Source organism: Stutzerimonas sp. NM35 (assembly GCF_054604355.1).
In genome coordinates this window covers 3,964,058-3,984,621 of record NZ_CM137728.1, presented here as the reverse complement: position 1 = coordinate 3,984,621, position 20,564 = coordinate 3,964,058, and the positions used below count along the sequence as shown (strand labels likewise).

The following is a 20,564-nucleotide window of genomic DNA, read 5'->3' as shown; positions in this document are numbered from 1 at the left end:
CTTGCTCAAGCACGGAAATGCCAGTCGATGGAAGCCATCAGCAGCAGGTAACGTAAGGCCGCGCCTGAATGCCTGTTCTGCTGCAATCCATTTTGGAGTTCCAGTGTGGCGCGAATGCCTAGATGCAGATTTTCCACCTCGGTATTCTCCGGCTGAAGCAGCGCGATTGGCTTCCGAGGGGTTTCAAGCGCGCGGCGCCAATATGCTTTGCTCGCTCTCGGCTTTCGCCTGTCATAAACGATCAGCTCAATCGACCGCGCGGGAATGCCTAGCGCAGTCAGCAGCCACAAGTAGTCCCGTGCCTGCTCCTCATCACGGTTACGGTAAAAGCGCAGAGTGCTTTCCGAGAACCAGCTTCGCTCTACAAAGTCATCTAGAACTCGATTGGCGCGGTCGCCTTCAGCGCCTTCCAGGATCGTGTATAGAGACTGGGCGTAAACAGCTACTGAGTTGCGCCCCCCATGGCGCGGCGGCATCGGCACTAGCGATGGCGCATTGGTGTGTAACGAAAAACGCAATCGGTGCTTGTTGCCATTACTAGACAGGGAGCTCTGTGCCAAATCCCGTATATAACGCGCCCGCTCAAGCATCATGGCCCGATCCTCTGGAGAAAAATCCAGCCAGTCCAGATTAACCTGCTGGTTGGCTTCCTCCGCATAGGAGGCATAGGCCAGCATGGACTCGATTTGGCAGACTCGCTCCATCGCCCAATTTTGCTCAACGAACTGCACGACTGGACGCATTGCAGCTCTTCGAGTCCGCCTATGCGCTCTGAGAGGCCTGATCCGACCGATAACCTTCAGAAGCAGCTCAGCTTCCGAAGACGCCTCCATCGTAGGCAGACTCACCTGTGCAATCGACGCTACATTGTACGCGCTAAACAGCCAGGCTTTGGGGTTCCACTGCCAGGCTAGTGCCAACATCTGCGGCAGGCAGTGAACATAGTGCAGAAGCGACACCTTCGGGCTGCTATGGCCGAGAAGGGCGCTGACGACATGGACAACACGCCGTGTTGGCCCGCCACTGGGTAACGCTAGCCCGGCACGCAACCTTTCTAGATCCTGCAGCCACCGGCTGGTCTGCGGTAGATCATAGAAAATAAGCTTCGGTGTGACGTTGGTAACTAAACCGCTCAGCTTGAGCATCAGCCAGGTGGCGCATGAGTGGCGCAGATGGTGGTAATGAATGACGTCCGAACCCGTCACAGCACGCATGCAGGCATGTAATGCCGGCATCAAAGTGCTTTCGCTTATCCACTGTGATCTCAACTCTGGGATACAGAGCAGAAACTCCGAAAATGGCTTCTTACCTTCCTCTGCCTGACGTTGCTGGCACCAGCTCATCAACAAAGTAAGCTCGTCAGGCTCCAGCAGCATCAAAAGGGGCAGCCTTCTGACCGAGTTCTGTGTTTTCAGGCCGCGCAGGGCATGAGGTCGAACGAGCAGGTCAATGGGCAAGTCCAGATCAACAAGCTCTGGTAGAGACAGTCTGCGCATGTTTGGTTGACGCTGGTGAATGCGTTCGCTGCAATCCGCTGCTAGCAAGGGCAAATGTATATCGCATAGCCGTAGCTTCAGGGCTTCGTTACGCCGCAAGCCTAGCCGGAATCCTAAGATGAGGAACAACTTGGCCGCTGTCACTAGACGCGGTGTTCGAAGCTCTAGTCCGCAGGTATCAATGGCGCGTGAAACCGCCTGATACTGATCCTCGGAGAGAATGCGCGCATCAACACTTAAGACGTCCTGGCCGATACCCAGTACTGCAAAAGGGCTGATGGGAGGATAGTGGTGATGGCGTTCCAGAAACGCATGGAACTCATAAATCGCCCTGGCCAGAGTCCGGCGCTTGCCATCGCTGGGCTGGGCCTCGAGCAAACCTTCATAAATGTTCTCCAGTGCATCTGGCTCCAGTCTGAATACCGTCAGACCATCTAGCTGTTCCAACGCCTGCCCTAGCAGCCGAACATAGCGGGCGACCGTTGACCGTCCGATACTGTTTCCATATACCGAGCCCCCAGAGAGCATGCAGCCTGCCCATTCCGTTACTAAGAGCTCAAGCGCACTGGCATCTTGGGGTGGCTCGATGCGTTGTTCGGAGCGAATCTTCTGACATATCTCCAGCAACCAATCTGGCGCGTCCACCCTCTCCTCTATTTCAGTCCTCCCACCAGCACGGCTTCCATAAGCATCAGCAGGGTCATCTAGTCCGGCGACCCCAAATAGCTCTCCCCATGAGGAAGGGCGCAGTGAATGGGACACGAACACCTGTCGGCAGGCAAAATTGACCATCATCTGGGGCAGGTGCAACTGCACCTGCATGCGTAGCAGTTCCAGTAGTTCTGTCAGACTGCCTGGGAGATCTTTGACAGGCACCCCAGATGACGTCAAAAATGCGTTAACGCATCGGAGCTTGCCCCCTCTACGCCGCAGTTGTTCTTTCAATAAGCGAAGATCGTCCGCGCACCGAAACATCAACGCCAGCGTGGCCGGATCCGGAAACCACTGTCTGTGCTCGGCCTCTCGCTTGCCACGAAGCGGTAAAGGAAGCCTGACCTCAGGCACACCCGCCAGCCATTCGATCCGCTCTAAGGGTACTGAAACGAGAGCATTCAGCTGAGCAATATCTAGCAACCCACCGCTATAGGAAGCACTCATCAGCAGTAGTCCGACGCGTTGTGGAGGATGGAGCGACTCGAGATCACGCCGGTAACCCATCTGCATGGCCCTGAGCAACTGACGGCTGAGGCGTAATCGCTCAGCGGTGTACATATCCGGGTTGAACGGGTTTGCGGGACGTTCAACTGCGATGGCCAGCCGCGCTAGTGGGAATCTGGGGAGGTGGTTCCGCACCCGCTGGGTAATGCTTCGCAGCATGTTACGTAGCGCGTGATCCGTTCCCAATTGAGCCTCCAACTCGCGTACATGCTCGACAGTGATGTCTCGAATGGCACATGCACCCAGTAACCACTGGCCCAGTGGCCCAGTGGCACTCCACATTCTTCAGCGATTCGCCTCAAACGCTCACGAACCATTCCTTTCCAGTCCGGCTCATGAGGTGCTGCAGACCATAAATACTCAACCTCTTGGTCGCTCAGGCGTGTCATCTCATCGCCCCCACCGACTTCCCTGGACGTACCAGCCCAGTGTTTTCAGCAGTTGCGTTATCCAGTCACCCACCACCCCGGCATAGGCTGCAGGGCAAAACGATGAATACGGGTCTTGAGGCTCTTCTCCACGCAGCCAGTGCCCCATAAATGCAGCAAGGACCTCTGCAGGACAGCCACGCTCGGACAGCTCTGTGCGGAGAAATTTTCGGTAAGCGTTGACCCGATGTGGGATGTAGTCAGCCACCTGCTCCATATACAAGTAAAGAGTGGCGGGCCTGATCTCTATGCGGCGGACTCCGCTATCACTATGCGAGAGGAAGAAACCGCGAGACCATCGCTCATGATCCTCCGAGGAGTCAGAGAGAAGTACTTTCGAGATAGCCGCGCAATGCGCGAGGTAGTGGGCCGTTTGCCGTTGCAGCATCTCAGGCACGCAGACCAGCCGACTCATGTGCTGATCGCCGCTGTCCTTGTCAGCTATAGCGCCCATCCTCAGTAGCGAATCGAATTCGTCGACGAACCGCAGCGGATTGCGGATAGCCCGGCAGCCCGTGGATAGCATGAACATTTGCACAACCCATAGGGTGTAGACGTTATGCCACGTAATTTGGTGACTTAGGGTCGATGATGGCTTCTTACGCAGGATGCTCGCCATGGCTCTTACATTGGATGCAATCGTCTCGGGCAATAGGCAGTGCGTGGCGCCCAAACTTCCGTGCTGACCGACCTCATCCGGTTCTGGTAATTGGTACGCTAAGCCAGCACAGGCATAGACCCGTTGTAGGACGCGTCCCAGAGAAGAACTGTAGATGTGCTGTAAATGGCTGGCCCTGGGCTGCAGGTAATACTGTGGCGTTTGTGCGGAGGGCACTCGGACGCCAGACAGCATTCCAGCGATAGCTACGTCCTGCGTGTCCGCGGCGATCTGATAGAACAAGTAATTCCTGACCTTGCTCAGGGTGTATCTGGGATCGCTCTTGCCTAGAACCGCGAGAACCTTCCTGACTTCTGCGACCAGCTCTTCGACCTGATGGATAAAAACATAATCGGACGTGCGAGGAAAATGTCGCAACAGCACTGCGATCAAAGCAGAGCTGCCGGCCAGATCAGGCAGTAGCAGGCGGGCCTGTGAAGATCGAAATCCGTGTTTAGCCTGCCAACGCTCATCTCCCACCAATTCAGGATGACGAACACGTACGCAGAACTGCGAGGCCGCCCCTCTCAACAGGCACACACCGTCGGTGCAATCTGCTTCCCGATCAACCACCGTTAGCTGAACGACCTGGTATGGAGCCTGCCCAAGCCAGAGGCTTATGTGCAGCATTAGGATGGCTTCCATCCGCAGCTGCAGGTGCACATTATTCTGGCTATGAGTTAGCGCCTTCCGACATTCCTCAAACATATCACTGGCACCGAACAGCAGATTCCTCAACTCTGTAAGCGTGAATTGGGTATATGTGAACGGTAATTGCTGGCGACTTCGTACTATGTGATTTTCGATGCTCCGCTGGCTGAGCAAATCAGCAACGAAGGGCCGCTCTGCACACTCATCGTCCAGCACCCAGATTTCAGCGACAGGGCCCAACTCATCCGGAGCCAACTCAGCCATATCGGTATCTGTAGCCGGGGACTGGGTGAGGATTTGATAATGACCCGGCAACTGGTCAGGATCATCTGGATCGCCCAGTGCAAAACCATCGCGATCCTCAGCAATGAAATGCGTCAATTCCAGAGCAACCGGTTTTCCTCGCCGGCTACGGCTACCGCCGCCACCGCCTGATCTCGTTGGCGGCTCCTCCCCCTGGCTGTAACGAACCAATCGAGTAATAGAAGCGAACCGATCCGCATTCTCCGACCTGGAATCGAGTACTGAGAAACCTCGACATGCCGCCACGAAGTTGGCCGTGGCCCCCCAAACCCTCAGTTCAGGGGGAATGATCAGATGACGCGCTTCGCACAACCACCTCAGATCTAGGAACGCGGCATACCGCTGAGCAGACAGTGGCGACTGGCTAGGGGGCTGCGTTGCCGCGAGTAGCTGAGCGACCAGACGGTCGTAGTCTGGTGCATTCTCCGTATCTCGTGGCGCATGCCACAACGCTGCATACGGGAACCCATACTTTTTCACCCCCCTGCTCAGTACAGGGTTTCGAGTAGGTGGTGGTGTTCCCAACCAGAAGCGGTTACCCAAACGCTCCGAGATTTGGGGCTGTCTGCTCAGCGAGACGATCCACATGCATGCCTCTCGCCACACGAGCGGATCACAGTTCCCTATTCTGATAGGTGAACCAAGCTCAGATATGCGCAATGCGCGCAGCAGCCCTGCCACCATACGTGGCAAGTCGATCAGATCTGGGTGTGCACAAATGACATCAAGGATTTCCCCAACTACTTGGCCGGATTGGCCCTGCTCTATGGCTAGAGAAATTAGCGCTTTTCGGTTCATGTGGTTACCGCTCTACAAAGGGTTCACCTTCATAGTGGGAGAGCCAAATCCCCTAATCGCGCATAGACGCGATCCGCGCATGCGCGGATTTTCGATGCCTACCCAGTCGAACCTAGTTGCTGCCAGATGACTGGTTCTGCGATGAGACCTCGTGGCACACCTTCAGTAAGCACTGCTATTCCAAGTTGCAAGAGACCATGTTGCAGATGAAGTAGCGGTAAGAAACCGGGCCACGCGAGCTTCCGGGTTAGGGGTCATGATCCCAACGCTGCGCGCGTCCAGCTGGGTAGTTTGCAGCGCAGCAATGTAGTCAGCTCTACAAGGCTAAGCCCCCCTTTTATTGCATCGATGCATTCCTGAGTAACACCACCTTTACCAAGATAATAAAGAGCACTAATAGCCATGCCGACCTTGGTTCCTGCGCACTGCATAGCCATCGGAGCAGCATGCACGAGCCTGATCTCGGCCTTCCCCATAAATAGCGATCGGCTGGGGCCGCTCGTGTAATAAATCGGAATGACCGGCATCTGTGTACTCAGCCCGAATCGCCTCACGGCATCGGCGCCGTGGATCTGCAGCTTCCAACGGTTCTGCCTGGCAATCAGATTCACCACGTCCCAAGGCCCAGGACGATGAACCCGACCGGTGTACTGGCTGTATTTCGGCCGCATGTAGATGCCACGATACACATGCTCAAGCTCGCCACGGCGAACAAGTTGGGCGACTGCCTTGGAGATGGCCGAGTTCGAACCAAGCTCTGCAAGACACCTGATGCTGAAAGGCCTCCCCTTGCGCAGGTACTTCAGCCGCTGCGCGACGAGGTGAGACACCGGCGGTTCGAAATTTGGGCTGGACATCGCTATCGAGTCGACTCCAGCGACGAGCAGAGCAGCGGCTGGTGGAAGGCGATCACCCGCCGTCGGTATTCATCTTCAAGCGCTTCGTTTACCAGACATTCCTCAAGGCGCCCCAGCGAGAAAATCTGGTCGGCAGATGGATAGTGCCTGAGCAGGCTTTTCGCATAGCTGCGGATATCCTGCGGTAACCCAGAATGACGGGAGAGTTCACGCAGGAACTCCTCTGTTTTGACGATGGCGCGTGTTCTTTCATAAGGAAGAGTCAATCTCGTTATCTCCTGGTCATGATCTCAAAGCCCCGGATAGCTGGCTCACCATCGTCCACCACACAGCGCGTAGTTCAGCGCTGCGGCCATAGGGAGATCCCATACGACCCAATCCTGATCAGCACCTGCGATCATGATCGCGCTCCGTCTCGGCCTCCCGCTGTTCCATCCACTTGGCCAGACCCCATACCGTGGTCCCCAGCGCCAGCAGCAGCCAAAGCAACCATTGCGGAACTTGATATTGGGCGCTTAGCCAGAGACCTGCACCACCGCAAAGCATCACCACGAAAAACCATCTCATCAGCGTGCGCTCCCGATTACTTACGAGACACACGGTAACTCGATGTTCCGCTGCGCTAGCGCAGATGCCACAAATTTCGTCAGTTCCCAGATTGGGAAATGAGGATGAAATATTTATGGATTTCCGACGCAGCCGTCCTACTGCCGTAAAATCTGGCCGCTTGGGAATATGGCTGAATGACGCCTCCTTGCTCCGCTGCTCGCAGTGGAGGGGACGGCGATGAGCATCCACGATGCTCATCGCTTACTCCTGGTCACCAACGTCCAGGCCGCTTGAAGCATTAGCACAACCTCAAAAAATCTGAGGGACAAACGCCTAGAAAGCGCCCTGTCCAGTCCAAACTCGGACAGGGGAGCCTCAAGAGGGACTACGGATTGCCAGCCATCTGTCGAGCGTAATGGCGATCGCTGAGGTCTTTCTTGGGGTCAGCCTTGACCCAGCGCTCAGGCCTATTGCAGTTAGTGCAGGTCAATATCTGCTTATCAGGGCTGAGGTTGTATAGGCGGCTCTCAGAGCCAACTTTGACCTTCAATCCAACATCTGAGACCTCGAACCCTGGTACTTCCTGCCCTATGCGATCCATGGATTCAAATCGGAACGACCAGCGTTTAATCTGACTTTTGCGCCAGATAGTCATGATGATCAAGGGGTCTTGTTTCGTTGTTCTCTGATAAACCCAATCGCCTTCATATGGGCCTAGTTTGGTTGCTTCTTCGTCTCGCTTGGCCTGCTCATAAATTTGCTCCTGCATCTTGAGTAGCTCGGCATTCAATGCTTCTTCATCCTTAAGGGCTTGATCTTTCAGCATCCGCTCTACGTCATAAGGCCCTTGAGGGTCATATTTCCAAACCGCCGCGTCATTGATGCCAAGCACCTTGCAGTTGAGGCAATCGATACTCTGCTCATCTACATTTCGCGTGAGGGCCAAGCGTTCGGAACTATTAACATCATCAAGGAGAAGTTTTTTATCTTTTACTGAAACTTTCATCTTAACCAGCGGCTTGATGCGACCGTCGCCCACATCCTCTCCAAATATCTCGGCCTCATCACCGTGAACATTGAGAACCATTGCCCTCTCGCCACCGGGTATCTTGTAACGATACGCACCTGTGAAATCCTCACTGCCGCAACCAGCAAGAATGGAGCTAGCAAGAGCCAATGAAATAAACCTAGAAAAGTTCCGCATAAAATCCTTTACGGTAAATCACATAATCAATGACGTACGACTAGACTGACGACTGTGGAAAAGCTAATCAGCCGCACTGCCCTGCTATTAATCGAATCTTAATGCTGTAGTCCATATGACGCTCAGTTTCATGTAGATCCTTTGGCTTGAAGTCTCGTCGAGAAAAATTAACAATCTCCGAATCAGTAAACCCATACTCCTGCATTCTTTCCAACGTGCACGAACAGAGTGCAGGTGAGGACCCGCGCGCCTTGGAAGCAGCCTCACATCTTTTAACAAGTTGCTGAACTCCAGCTTCGCCAGCGAAGGCTCTTGACTGCAAAAACAATGCAAATGACACGAAAGCAGCTATGCCAATAATCCTCATATACTTTTAACATCCTTCTATTTAACTGCTTACTTATCGGCAATTAATCGTTTGTACTGAATTACAGCCGATTACGAAGACGGCATGTAGGAAGGCAGCCCTGCAATTCGCTGGGGTGACGCCATGCCATGAGGTCACGTTTTACCAAATTCACAATATACTGTGAAGACCAGAGATGACGCCGCCCAGATAGTCCTCCCTTTTGGGGAGTCATCTGTGGAAGTCGGATTGGCGTTCGGAAAGGTCCTGCGCAGACGGCGTGTCGAAGCAGGATTCACCCAGGAGCAATTGGCCCATGAGGCGGAATTGCAGCGTAACTACGTCAGCCTGATGGAACGGGGCATCAATCAGCCAACGATCACCACCTTGATCAAGCTAGCTAACCCCCTGGGCTGCACCGCAGCAGAGATCGTCGCCGAGGTAGAACAACTCGTTGCGCATCCCTGAGCACCGGTGTCCTTCGAGCCCCTCAATCGGCGACTAGTTGAATGATCGACTCAAGAGCACTTCTCATCCTAGAGTCGACCACCAAAGGCTCCTGCTCCAACCAAAGACCTCTGTCCACGAGATCATGCACCAGCTTGGGCGCATGACGAAGATCAAGCCCAGCAGGCCATGGCTTTTTCAACTTCCTAGGCTCGACGCACTCGGTCCAGAAGGATGGAACGAACCAGCACAGATCCGACCGAAGCTCTCGTAGTTTCAGGAAGATTCGTACGCCGTTCGGGTCGAGATCACCAAAGTGAACGACAGGAACCTCGGGCTGCACCTGAGCGAGTAGATGCACAACAGTGGCTATGTCCCAGCCAGGGACATGAGCCAAAAGCCATCCGTCCAGCATCGGCAGGTCACGCCAAGCGCCAGAGTTTTCCACCAGCAAGACCGCTCGCAAGGGACCTTCCAAGGTGAGGCCATCAAGGAAGGCCCGCTCCGGGATCGGTGCTTCACCAAGAAAACGGGCAAGCTTCCATAGATCCAGGACACCCTGCTCGGTCTGTGCCACCAATCCACGCGGTGGCCGCAAGCGTAACAATCCGTCGTGGGTCGCCTCGGTGCCGGCAAGCGCGGCTAGCCGGCGCGGCGTCAGTACCGCTTTGGAGTGGGGCGCGGTTAGCGCGGCTGCAGTCCGGCGATTGAGACGTCCTGGCAGCGCCGGAAGCCGCCCTGCGCGGCGCGCATCTTCCAAGCGAGTCCAACCATCAGGCGTGGGAGAAAACCCTCCCGCTGTAAGTGCCGCCAGCGCTTCCTGCCAGTCCGGCCATACCCGCTCAAGCAGCGCAACGAGTTCAGTGCGGCGAGCCTCTACCAAGGCAATCTGATCACGCCGGCCGGTCGAGCGGATCCAGGATAGTTCTGCCAGAGTGTCATACGCTTTCACCTGTGAGGCGCGGCGCTTGAGCGTCCCCTGCACCAGCAACTCGAGCAGAGCGATGCGCTGCTGCGGCGTCTGCCACATTAGCCTACGCTCCTAGTGCGACGACCGAACACCAGAACTTCCTCGCGCCCCTCGGGCGTCACCTGGCGCACCAAGCGATACGTCGTATTACCTTCGGCACGCGCCACTTCGGGAGCCGCGATCATCAACTGCAGATCCAATGTCTGACACAAATCGAACAAGACGCCGAGATTGTCTGGCGACAGGCGGTTGGCTTCGTCCAAGAACAGGAAACGCAGCGAACCGTGAGCGCGCTTACCGCGCAGCAAGGTCGCATCGCGCTCCCACTCGGTGAGAACTACCATCATCAACGCAGCACCGACACCGATCGCCTCGCCGGTCGACAAACGTGTCGGGTTGGCGACTTCCCACTCGGTGCCGGACTTGCGACGGATCTCCACCTGCAGATGCACGTATTCCCGATAATCGAGCAGACGCTGCCCTGCTGAGCGCCCACCGCCGTAGCGACGAAAGATTTCGTCGAGCGCCTCCTCGATCGGCATGTCCGCCTGGAACAGCAGCTCCTGGGCCGCACCTTCACGCAGGGCGCGAAGGATCTGCTCCATACGTTCGACAGCCTGCATGCGCACACGGATGCCCTGAATGCTGCCGAAGCTGACCTTTTCTAGATTCTTGGTCAAGCGAGTGACTTGGCCACGCGCCTTGCGGATCTGTACGTCAATGCCTCGTGCTACGTCTTCGCTAGCTCCACGCAGGTCGCTTTCCTGACGGGCGAGACGCTCTTCGAGGTCAGATAGTTGGTCGCGCAGCCGGATGAGTGCTTCGCGCGGGTCATCGACCTCGGCTACCTGTGCCGGCAGGCGGTGGCGCAGCCAGTCGCGCACAGCCAGCCAGAGTTCAAGAATAGGATCAGCGAAAGCGGCGTCTGCCGATGGATTTCGTACCAGTTCAAGCTCAGCGAGCAGAGCGTCCCCGCCTCGTGCGTTGCGTAACCGTTCTAGCAAGACGTCACGCCGCGCTGTCGCGATCTGTACGAGATTGACATGGCCGCGGATACTGCCTGGCCCGTCGGGATCATTGCCGAGTAGATTGCCTATGAGGCCGTGGCGCTGTGCCCGATCATGTAGTTCACTCCACCGCCTCGTTGCAGGCTCGGCCTCACGGCGCTCGCTGGTGAGTTTCTCATCGGCTGCGATCAGGCGTTCCTGCGCTGCTCGCTGGGCTTCCTGCTGCGTACCGACGGTTCTATTCAATTCCTGTCGTCGGTGCTCCAGAGCACGCAGCGATTCTTCCTGCCGTACGACCTCTTTAGCTGCATCCACTACCGCTTCTTCCGTCGGAGCAGGGATACCTATCCCGTTGAATCGAGTCGTAGCAGCCGCATGCTCCTGACTGGCGATTTGACGTCGGCCTTCCACTTCTTGGAAGTGCTCGGTAATTTGGTCATATCGTGCCTCAGCTTGGCTCACCCTTTCCTCGGCTGCCTCTTGCAAGCCTTCCGCTTCGCTCAGTTGCTCCTTCAGGGCCGGTATTAATTCCTGCGAGTCTTCGAGCCGGCGCGGCGCTTCCTCCCAGGCGAGCGCCTCAGCGTTGTCGCACAGGTATTCGAGGGCTTCGATCCCTGCATCGAGTTGCCGGCGCCGGCCTTCCAGAGTGTCGGCGTGGCGCGTCAGATCCTCTATGTCCGTGTCCGACAACGGAAGCTGGCGCAAATCACCAAGTCCGTTCTCCACATACAGAACATCCTCTTGGTTGGCGGTAACCCAGTCCCTGGCCTCGCCTGCCTGCGATGCCCTTTCACTGAGTATCTGCGCCCGCTCGCCGTGGTCAGGAGGATCAAGCAGAATCGCCTCGGCCAACAGCGAACGCAGCCTGCCAATACGGGGTTGCAGTGCCTGTGCAGCCGCAGCATGGCGATCAGCCATGTCGCTCTGTCGCTCGATCTGTTCACCGACCAAGGCGATCGCCTGCTGCACCTCGATGATGGCGTCCGCGGGGTCACCTGCCAGCCAGACCTCCAGCCCGGCGAGCAGCGTGTCGCCATTCTCCTGCAACCGTTCCAGCGTGCGGCGCTGGCTCCTCGCATTCTCTAGTTCGAACGTTTTCTCTTCGGCCTGCGCCTGCAGCTCGGCCGCCCGTCTCTCGCGCGCACGCCGTCCCAGCCGCGGCTTGGCAGGAATACGCGACATACGCAGGGCAATCCCTTCTTGGACGAGCAAATCACCTTCGTTAGCCATCGTAGTGTCGGAGGAATCGGCCAGACGGTAGAGATCGGCATCACGCGACACCAGTAGCACGTCTGTCAGTTCCTCTGGCCGGTCGACAGAGGCACGAGCTGCCGCAGCGGGATCATCGACGACCAGTGCCTGTGCCAGGGGGCCAAGTCGGGCCTCCAGCACAGCCGCTTCCTCGATCACCACTTCTTCGTAGCTGCCAGCCAGCAGCTCGGCGCCGAGCCTGTCCTTGAGCTGCAGCAACGCGGGCGAGAACGGCCCGCCGGCCGACAGCAGGTCACGTGCGTCCCGGAGCAGCTGCTCCTGTACATGCCGTGCCCCCTGTTCGACCCGGGCTGCCTCGGCGTGCTCTGTGCTCAAACAGGCACGAGCTGCATCCAGACTGGCCCGGTCCGTCACATGGGTATCGAGGTGATCGGAAATGCGGACGGCGCACTCCGCCAAAGTCTGCCATTGCGGCTCGCGTGCCATTAACTGCCGATGCTGTTGCTGCAGCTCCTCACGCCGGCGCCGTAGCTCAGCAAGTTCTTCATTGGCCGCCCGTTGTGCCTGTTCATGTGTGGATTGCTCGACTTCAGTATCACTCAGCAACGCGTCGACGACTTCAATGGCAGGCGCCTGGGTGAGAACCACGCCCAGCTCCCTCGCCGTTGCACACACCCGGGCCTGCCGGGCCTGCAGCTGTTGCGCTTCGGCCAGTTTCGCCTCAATGTCGGGAAGCTGCTCGGCAAGTACGCTCAGTGTCCGATGACGGTGCACCGCTTCGGTGGCCACATCGTACGCAGCGGTGATTTCGACATCCCGTCCCGCTAGCCGCCACACAGCCTCCATGAGCTGCTCATGACGCGCACGATGCTCCAGCGCATCGGACAGGCGCGTCCTTGCCTCCCGACGTTCCTGATCGACGCATTCGAGCATGTGGCGTACCGACATAAGCTGATCGGCGAACTGCGCAGGAAGCAAAGGTACGGTCTGCAAATGCGCCTCGGCTTCCCGTAGCCGTCGAATTGCCTGACGATAAGCAGCAGCCCGGCGATGCAACTCTTCGATGCCCTGCTGCAGATCGGCGAGCCCCTTGGCAGCGCGTTTGTAGCCCTCCCGGGCACGCTTGAGTTCCTCGCGATTGCGAGTCCGCAACGTTTCAGATTCGCTTCGTAGCCTGCCCGCTTGTTGTGCCGCTGTCTCAGCTTCCGCGAGCAGGGAGACACATTGTTGCAGGTTGCGTAGCGCCGCTAAGGAGTCCTTCAGTCTGCCGTGCCAGTCGCGGGCGGTTCCAAGTACGCGGTCGAGTTCATCTTTGCAAGTATCGAGCGTATTCAGCTCGGCCAAGGTTTCGTCGAGTACTCTGCGCGCTCCCTCTTGCGCCTGGAAGGCTTGATCGCGTGCGCTCTGCGCCTCGGCTACCCGGCGTGCCAGCTCATCGGCCCGTTCACGGGTGGCAAGGAAAGCTGCTGCGAACATGGCCTGGCCGGCTTCGAAGATACTGCCGATTTCTTGCTCCAGGCGGCGCGACTCTTGCACTTCTACCCGCGTGCGCCGGCAGGAATCCAGATTCGATCGCATCCTCTGCAAGGTATCAGCGAGGCCACTTTGCTCCCTGAGCAGGAACGAGCGTAGCTCCGAAGTGAGCACCCTTGAGATGCCGCCGGTCATGCTGGTACGCAACATATCGTTGAACTTATTGCGCTCCTCATCGGTACCAAGGCGCAGGGGCATGACTCCCTGATCGAATAGCGCGGCGAAGTACTCCCGGGCGGATGGATAAGATTGTAATCGCCCACCGAGCCGCGCCGCGTTGTCGCGCAACTCCTGTAACTCCGGCACGGACTCGACGCCCCCCTGTGCAACCAGCAGCAGATCCTGCAAGCGAACCGCAGGTTCGAGGCCCCAGACTATAAATGGGGTGGGCTCCACGGAGGGTTCACCTTTGCGTTCCAGATGTACCCCAGCCAGTAGCCTCTGTGCACCCGCAAGGGCAAAATCTACCACCACGTAGGAAGGGCGTCCGGGATCACCGAGACGTCCCCAAATACCCTTGTCGCCGCCAGTCGCTCCAGTCTCGCCGAGATTGGTGAAGCGCAGGCGGGACATGTCGGGCAGCAGAGCGACATAGGCGGCAATCATCACCGTGGTCTTGCCGGCACCGTTGCTGCCCTCCAGCGCAGTGACATGCCGATCGAGTAGATAGCGCTCGTAGAAGACACCTTTCCAATTGACTAAGGCCAAAGCATCGGCGCGTGTTCGGCTCATGACAACACTTCCTCCCCCTCCGCGTCGCCGCTATCGTCATCCATGTCGTTAGCATCGCCCAACAATACCTCGCCACGCGCAACCAGCCGCTCTAGGGCGTCACTGGGATCTGCGAGCCCGCGAACCGGCTCGGCAAAACGCATGAGTGCCGGACGCAGGCGCAACCTGGCAGCATCAACCACATCGATAAAGCCCAGGTCAGCTAGCTTACGCAGCGCCTCGTCCGCCTTCCCACGCACAGTTTCAGCAGCGATGCGTTCGTCATACTTGCGTCTACGCGGATTTAGCGTACGCACCAGCGCATCGGTGCCCAGCAAGCCGGAAAGCCGCTGCAATAGCGCTTCCCGTGTCGCCATGCCGCCATACTGCAAAGTCGCGGGATCGAGATACAACAGCGCCAGTACCTGCCCGACTAGCATTTCGCCGACCGACAGCTGGCGGCGCCCTAGCCGCTCGCCGCTGGGCAGCAAATAGAAATAGCCATCGCTCTGCTGGATCAGCTCGCCACCGAAACGTCGATAGAAAGGTTCGAGCAGCGCCTGTGCCTCCACCAAGTAATCATAGAGGCTGCCGTCATCTCGGCCGATATGGCGTCCACGTCGCAGCATCAGATCCACCTCGGGGAATCGCTCGTCGACTATCACCTCTTCCAGAGAATCGAATACGGCATCGCTCACTCCACTTTCCTCCGACCCTGGACAGTCCAATCCTCGACTTCGAGCTTTTCGCCCACCTCTCGCCATGGCCGCTCGCGGCTCGAACGCAAGCGGGCTAGCCTCGCAGCTGCGTCAGCGATCCGGCCCGCAACCACGTACTGGCTATCATCGGTCAACGTGGCTAGTACCTGCACCGTCAGCCCCGCCAAGGTATCTACGCCCTCGTCGAGCGCCCGACTCACCATCACTTCGATGTCTGCCAGCGCATTTTCAGTTTCCACCCAGGCTGGTTCGGTCTCACGATCAGTCCTTGGCCTGGCCACTGCTGGACGCTCGACGCGTGCTTCAAGTGGACGCAGCAGGCAGATGGAACCCGCATGCGCAACCAATAGATGGAAAGACCTGTTCTCCCAGTCCGCGATCTGATCGCGCAAGCGCTGGCTCAGCGCCCGATCAGGATCCAGTCTGACCACGTCGCGCAGGTAACGGTGTACATACTGGTAGTACTCGGACCATGCCTTTTGGCGTGCACCGCCCCAGGCTCCGATCCGGTCTACATGTTCGATGACCCGCTGTGCGGCTTCCTCGGCTTCGACATTTTCTGCTGAAACGGCTAGCGCCTGAATGTCCTGGAGCAACGCGACGAAATGGTGTGTGTCTCGCAGCAGGATTTCATTGAGTTCGCGCAATGTGTGGGTTGTTGCGTCGAGCAAGCTCTGGCATCGATCGATTGCGCTAAACCAGTCGGTCGACAGCAGGCTAGCGATTTCCGCCTGGATTTCCTCCTGCTGGGCATCAAGCCCCCGCTGCCGACGTTCGATACCCGCCACCATGTCGCCGACCGTAATCCTCAGAGGTGCGACCACGCGCTGACGCCAGTCCTCGTCGCTATGGGCCTTCCTGGCTGTCGCCAGGATGTCGGCCAGTTGAGCGCGCAAGGTACCGGTCAATAGGCTGAGGCTTTCCCGAGTCAGGGCCTCATCCGCCAGAAAGTATTCGATAACCGCAGCAGCAAGTCGTGTCAGCGCATACTCGCCCGCCCGTACGATGCCGGCGCCATCAACTCGGGCCAGCATGCGCTGCTCGCGTAATCGTTGAATGGCGTGGGTCGCGCGCTTGCGCGGATTTTCGGCCGCGGGTTCGACGACATCGCAGACCTGTTCGAACAGGTCGATCAGCAGATCTTCCTCGAACGACGCAAGCCCAGCCTTGTCCGCTCTCAGGTACAGACCTGCGAGAAAGCAGACATCCGCTGTCTTCAGGTCAAGATTGACCTGATCCCGCACCAGCGAGGCGATAAGGCGATTCGGATCGGATGCTGTCATAAGCGCTGAGTAGGCTTCTCTGCTACGCAGTATGAATGTGTCCAAGCCTCATATTGTTCAGGCATGGACGGCCCCCTGTGCATTGACCTGCTGTTCCTGAGTTTTGGCCGCGATCTCGGAATCGTCTGAGTATGCTTCTCGCATCATCATCTTGTAGTGAGCCAAATGCCCGGACTTGACGAAGATCGCCTTGAAGATATTCAGGTAGCTTTCCACCATTGCATCGTCGACAGCGACATACAGGTCATCGTGTGCGAAGTGGGAACCATCGTTGACCCATGAAAAAAGCGATCGGCATATGACCTTCTCACGCCCCTCGAACAGGTTGCAGATGTCGTCGGTATCGGATCCACCCAGGATCTTGAAGTAGTTTTCAAGAATGCGCCTGAGGGTGTTCTGGATTGAAAGGTTGGATCGGTCGGCCCGTCGTACCTCCGCCCACAGCAGTTCGTATGAGGTGACTATCGGGTTGCTTGTGTGGGCCTCTACTCTTGAAGAGTGATGAGATTTTCGGACGACCCAGAAGGTTTCCTCGCTGCGCATCGCATTTCTATCAGTGCGCCGGGCGTTGAAGGTCACTTCCTTGTGGAAGTAGACGTTATGGGTCAGTACGAAGACCTGTTTGATGTGAGCGGTTCCTTGGCGCACCTCATCGAACAGCGCCTTGATCAGACTGCTAACGATGAAGAGGATATCGCTATCCAGACTCGACACAGGATCGTCGAAGACCACTATACGGTCAGTCGTCACGCCGCTTTCCGAATCGCTGCCTTTGAGCAGATGGTAAAAATAGAGGAAGGTGACGAAGGTACGTTCGCCTTCGCTCAAGGTTTCCCTCGCATCCATACCATCCGGTCGCCGCAGCACATAGGCGGTACCGCTATCTGCCTTGGCTAGGGAGAAACCATGAAAACCGAACGAGGCTAGCAAGGCATTTATTGCATCGATGGTCGGCTGGATGCTGGTGGTCGCACGCTCCAGCTCAGCTATTTCTTTCTCCACCTGACGCCGGTCTGCTTCCGCCGCTTCGATCTTGCCGTTCAAGGCAGTGATCGCACCCACCAACCCTCGTTTCTTCGTCGAGTAATCCTGCAATGCGGGCGCCAGCTCGATGGCGACGATGTGCTTCCACACCTGGCTTGCCAATTGCTGCTTTTCTTTGCCCAGATTAGCTACCGTAGCGTTGTGTGACTCGATCTGCTCGTTGGCCAGCGCCAGTGCCTGGGAGATCGCGCCCAGAGCGTCAGCCAGAGGTTCCAGTGCAATGAGCTGGCTTGGCTCGCGTTGCTTATCGGCAAGATGCTGACGATTGAGGGCAATCCGAGAAGACAGCAGCGCCACTTCTGTCTTCAGTGTTTCCGCATCGAGAAATCGGGAAGGCGCATTAAGGATCTCGGACAATTGCGCCAAAAGCTGATCGGCCGCCGCGGCATAGGTCTTAGCCAGTTCATCAATGGCACGACTGTCATTCAGAAACGTTTCGTCGAAATAGGCCTCCAGGTTGGCCGCGAACGAGGCCTCTGTGGCTTGCTGGCAGAAAGGGCAGACTCCTGTCGCCTCATCGAAGTAAGCCCGGCCCTGCCGCACCCAATCGCTGTTGCCCAGCGCCTTGATCATTGCCGCGATATCGACATCTTCCCGGCCCAGAACGCGCTTGCTCAGGATCGGATTCGATTCGTGGGACAACAGCGCATCGAACGAAGGCAATACGACGCGGGGCTCCAACATAGGTGAGGGGCCAAAAATGGTCTTGGCTTTCTCCTGGAGATCGGCCAACGAAACCAATGCTGCAGAATTCCCAGCATGCTCCTGCAGCACACGGACCTTGAAGTTCTCGGCATTGTTGCGTACGCCCTGGAATGCCAAAGCGAATGCACTATCGTGCTTTTTTTTCTGGGCCCAGCATGTCTCCTGAAACCAAGCCTCGAGATCGGCGAGTTCTTTGCGTTTTCCTCCCAGACCATCCAGCCCTTCTAGAGTCTCCCTCAGACTGCTGATGCGTCCACTACAGCGACCGGATTCCTGCTTGAGTGCCGCGATCTTGGCAAGATTGTCGACGTTCTTTTCACCGAGGGTGAAGATGCCTTTGAGCTCCGCAGAGGGGCCAAAATTACGTGCAACGAAGTCGCGGTTGTAGACCATAGCCTGAAGGGGCACGCCGCTCTTCCAGCCAACATGGCAACTCGGATAACGAGTGGGGTTGTCGATCACCCTGGAAATTGTGGTTTTGCCACACCCATTGGCACCGTAGATAAAGTTGAACTTCGTCAGCCCATCAAGCGCTTGTACCTCTTGTCCATACGAAGCCACCCCCACTATCCGTATTGACTCAATCATTCGCCTCTCTCCCTAGGCAATCGGTGCCAATCTCTGGCCGGCTATTCGTTATATAGCTTGCAATGTCATTCGAATAGAGTGAGTGAAAGACTAGACCAGTCGAGGTCTAGTGATCTATTCCGGAGGCGCACGCTGGATATGGGCGATTTGGCGGAGAGTTCTGTCGTCACGAGGGTGTATTTGGCTAGTTCGGCGAAGGTGCCCCAGTGAGCGCTTGTGGCGGGTCAGTGGTTTTTGCAGGACTGCCACCGACATTCTGCGGTAGACGAGCGCAGCCACGGTGGCTACAGAGCGAAGTCTCGATGACCTATCAATGAACTGCCGGTGGATTAGCTGAATGCGGCATAGGGATATTAAATTCCCCCGGTGGTATTGCGGGATTTTCAGCTCAATAGGGGCGGTGTTAGCTAGTAGGCCTGGGGCGAGTTCAATTGTCAGAAGCTGCGGCTAGAGATGAGTTGTAAATCAGGGGGACAGGTAGGGCCTTTTGTTCTGGCCGGTACACGTCCTGGTACTACAGCTACGTGAAGAGCTGTCACGTAATCTAAAGGCGTTCACCTGAAAGACACTGCTGGCTCAGCCAGCGCAAAGCGGCTCAGACCTTAACGAGGCGCGTATCCAGGCCGAAGCGCTCTTGGCTGATCATTCGATACCTGCCCTCGGCCAGCTCGCGACTGACAAGCAAGTTCCAAGAGTGGCGAGTGACGGCGGATGGGATCAGTACGAACGGATGCTCGGCCAGCAGGGCGTCTGCAAATTTCTGCTGGTTAGGTGAAGCGGATGCACTCGTCAGCCAGACAGGATTGGGAACATCCTCGGGCTGTATGACCTTGATAAGGCTCTGATCGAGCACTTCAAAGCATGTGAGCACATGCGCAACCGTATCCAGCACATCGAAGCCAACATGCACCGCCACCTCCAGGATGGCGGTTGATGGGTCTGCCGATGCGTACACAACGTTTCGCCCCGGAGGATTCCAGCGGCCACCCAGCTTGTGGGCACCAATGCCACTGTCCCAGGTGTCCTTGTAGAGCTCGCGGTCAAGGCGCCATGCGTACCATGAGCCAGACCAGGGAAGCGGGTTCACTGATAGACCCCGTACTCGATACGCTCCAGATAATCCTCGACGGCCTGAAACCCCACCGGGTTGTCGATAACGTCCAGCGGCACGTCGCCGTCCAGATACTTGCAAGGACGCCCTAGCCATTCTTCGGCCAGCTTCTGAGTGCCGAACACATTGATCGCGTGCTCCAGCACCTTCGCGTACTGGAACGCCACAGCGCTCTGTTGGGAATTGAGGTGTGCTGGTTGCTTGCTGCCCTGGCGCTGGATCGTCCTGATGGACTTGCCCACAATGCGACTCATGATCTTCTTCGTCGAATACAGATCAGAAATCGCAAGCATGTCTTGCACGTCTTTCAGGTCGAAGCCTTTGACCGTGAGCCTGTAGACCATGACCGGACTGAGCTGGTCAGAGTCACTTTGGAAAAGATATTCCGTTGGCCTACGAGCGGCAGGTGCTGGCTTGCGGGTGCGAGTGTCGGCGGAAACCATAGCGTACTCCTCCACATGCGACATATGGCATTATTGTAGCGTCATTTGGCGCGCCGTGCAGCGGATAAGTGCTTGGTGCTCTGTTCGTGGCCTGAATCGATTGTGCGCATGCCTGACGTCCCATTCCGGGTGCTCGCGCAGTTGAGCTGCTTGGGTGAGTTTTCGCCCGCCGGCAGCAGTGGCTGGATCGGCGCGTTCGTTACCACTCTCTGAGCCTACCCGCTCTTTGCTATGCTGCCAGCCTGCGCCGCAGGACTTAGTTGGCTGCGGCCTGCCGCCGCCT

At 57.2% G+C, this 20,564-nt stretch carries 14 protein-coding genes; 1 reads left to right on the top strand and 13 read right to left on the bottom strand.

Features of this window, described 5'->3' with window-relative positions; all coding sequences use genetic code 11:
- Window positions 1-5: 5 nt before the first annotated feature.
- The 6 genes from ACYCFC_RS18405 to ACYCFC_RS18380 form a co-directional block, all read right to left on the bottom strand.
- Complete coding sequence (locus ACYCFC_RS18405) at window positions 6-2,873, bottom strand: hypothetical protein (protein ID WP_459652515.1); 2,868 nt, start codon at window positions 2,871-2,873, stop codon at window positions 6-8.
- 231 nt (window positions 2,874-3,104) lie between these two features.
- On the bottom strand, window positions 3,105-4,832 hold the full coding sequence (locus tag ACYCFC_RS18400) for a hypothetical protein (RefSeq protein WP_459652514.1): 1,728 nt from the start codon (window positions 4,830-4,832) through the stop codon (window positions 3,105-3,107).
- A gap of 974 nt (window positions 4,833-5,806) precedes the next feature.
- Window positions 5,807-6,382, bottom strand: coding sequence for a DUF6088 family protein (locus ACYCFC_RS18395; RefSeq protein ID WP_459652513.1), 576 nt, complete (start codon window positions 6,380-6,382; stop codon window positions 5,807-5,809).
- Between the two features lie 29 nt (window positions 6,383-6,411).
- Window positions 6,412-6,675 (bottom strand): BPSL0761 family protein, encoded by a 264-nt coding sequence (locus ACYCFC_RS18390; protein WP_023131001.1) that lies wholly within the window; start codon window positions 6,673-6,675, stop codon window positions 6,412-6,414.
- A 118-nt stretch (window positions 6,676-6,793) separates the two neighbouring features.
- Complete coding sequence (locus ACYCFC_RS18385) at window positions 6,794-7,216, bottom strand: hypothetical protein (protein ID WP_459652512.1); 423 nt, start codon at window positions 7,214-7,216, stop codon at window positions 6,794-6,796.
- 127 nt (window positions 7,217-7,343) lie between these two features.
- Complete coding sequence (locus tag ACYCFC_RS18380) at window positions 7,344-8,162, bottom strand: hypothetical protein (RefSeq protein ID WP_459652511.1); 819 nt, start codon at window positions 8,160-8,162, stop codon at window positions 7,344-7,346.
- Between the two features lie 583 nt (window positions 8,163-8,745).
- Here ACYCFC_RS18380 and ACYCFC_RS18375 point away from each other — a divergent pair.
- A complete protein-coding gene (locus ACYCFC_RS18375; protein ID WP_023086883.1) occupies window positions 8,746-8,976 on the top strand; it encodes a helix-turn-helix domain-containing protein in 231 nt (76 codons plus the stop codon).
- 22 nt (window positions 8,977-8,998) lie between these two features.
- Here the strand turns inward: ACYCFC_RS18375 and ACYCFC_RS18370 are convergent, their stop codons facing one another.
- From ACYCFC_RS18370 to ACYCFC_RS18340, 7 genes are all read right to left on the bottom strand, one after another.
- Window positions 8,999-9,985, bottom strand: a complete 987-nt coding sequence (locus ACYCFC_RS18370; protein WP_003302600.1) for a Wadjet anti-phage system protein JetD domain-containing protein — start codon at window positions 9,983-9,985, stop codon at window positions 8,999-9,001.
- Window positions 9,985-14,409 (bottom strand): chromosome partition protein MukB, encoded by a 4,425-nt coding sequence (gene mukB, locus ACYCFC_RS18365; RefSeq protein ID WP_459652510.1) that lies wholly within the window; start codon window positions 14,407-14,409, stop codon window positions 9,985-9,987. Before mukB ends, ACYCFC_RS18370 begins: the two co-directional genes overlap by 1 nt.
- On the bottom strand, window positions 14,406-15,086 hold the full coding sequence (locus ACYCFC_RS18360; RefSeq protein ID WP_459652509.1) for a chromosome partition protein MukE: 681 nt from the start codon (window positions 15,084-15,086) through the stop codon (window positions 14,406-14,408). The genes mukB and ACYCFC_RS18360 overlap by 4 nt, the downstream gene beginning before the upstream one ends.
- Entirely contained in the window at window positions 15,083-16,390 is a 1,308-nt protein-coding gene (locus ACYCFC_RS18355) for a condensin subunit MukF (protein ID WP_459652508.1), read from the bottom strand. The genes ACYCFC_RS18360 and ACYCFC_RS18355 overlap by 4 nt, the downstream gene beginning before the upstream one ends.
- 57 nt (window positions 16,391-16,447) lie before the next feature.
- The gene (locus ACYCFC_RS18350; RefSeq protein WP_459652507.1) at window positions 16,448-18,727 is read right to left on the bottom strand and encodes an AAA family ATPase; all 2,280 of its coding nucleotides are present in this window, start codon (window positions 18,725-18,727) and stop codon (window positions 16,448-16,450) included.
- A 595-nt stretch (window positions 18,728-19,322) separates the two neighbouring features.
- The gene (locus ACYCFC_RS18345; RefSeq protein WP_037045108.1) at window positions 19,323-19,814 is read right to left on the bottom strand and encodes an RES family NAD+ phosphorylase; all 492 of its coding nucleotides are present in this window, start codon (window positions 19,812-19,814) and stop codon (window positions 19,323-19,325) included.
- Complete coding sequence (locus ACYCFC_RS18340; RefSeq protein ID WP_037045105.1) at window positions 19,811-20,281, bottom strand: antitoxin Xre/MbcA/ParS toxin-binding domain-containing protein; 471 nt, start codon at window positions 20,279-20,281, stop codon at window positions 19,811-19,813. The genes ACYCFC_RS18345 and ACYCFC_RS18340 overlap by 4 nt, the downstream gene beginning before the upstream one ends.
- Window positions 20,282-20,564 lie beyond the last annotated feature (283 nt).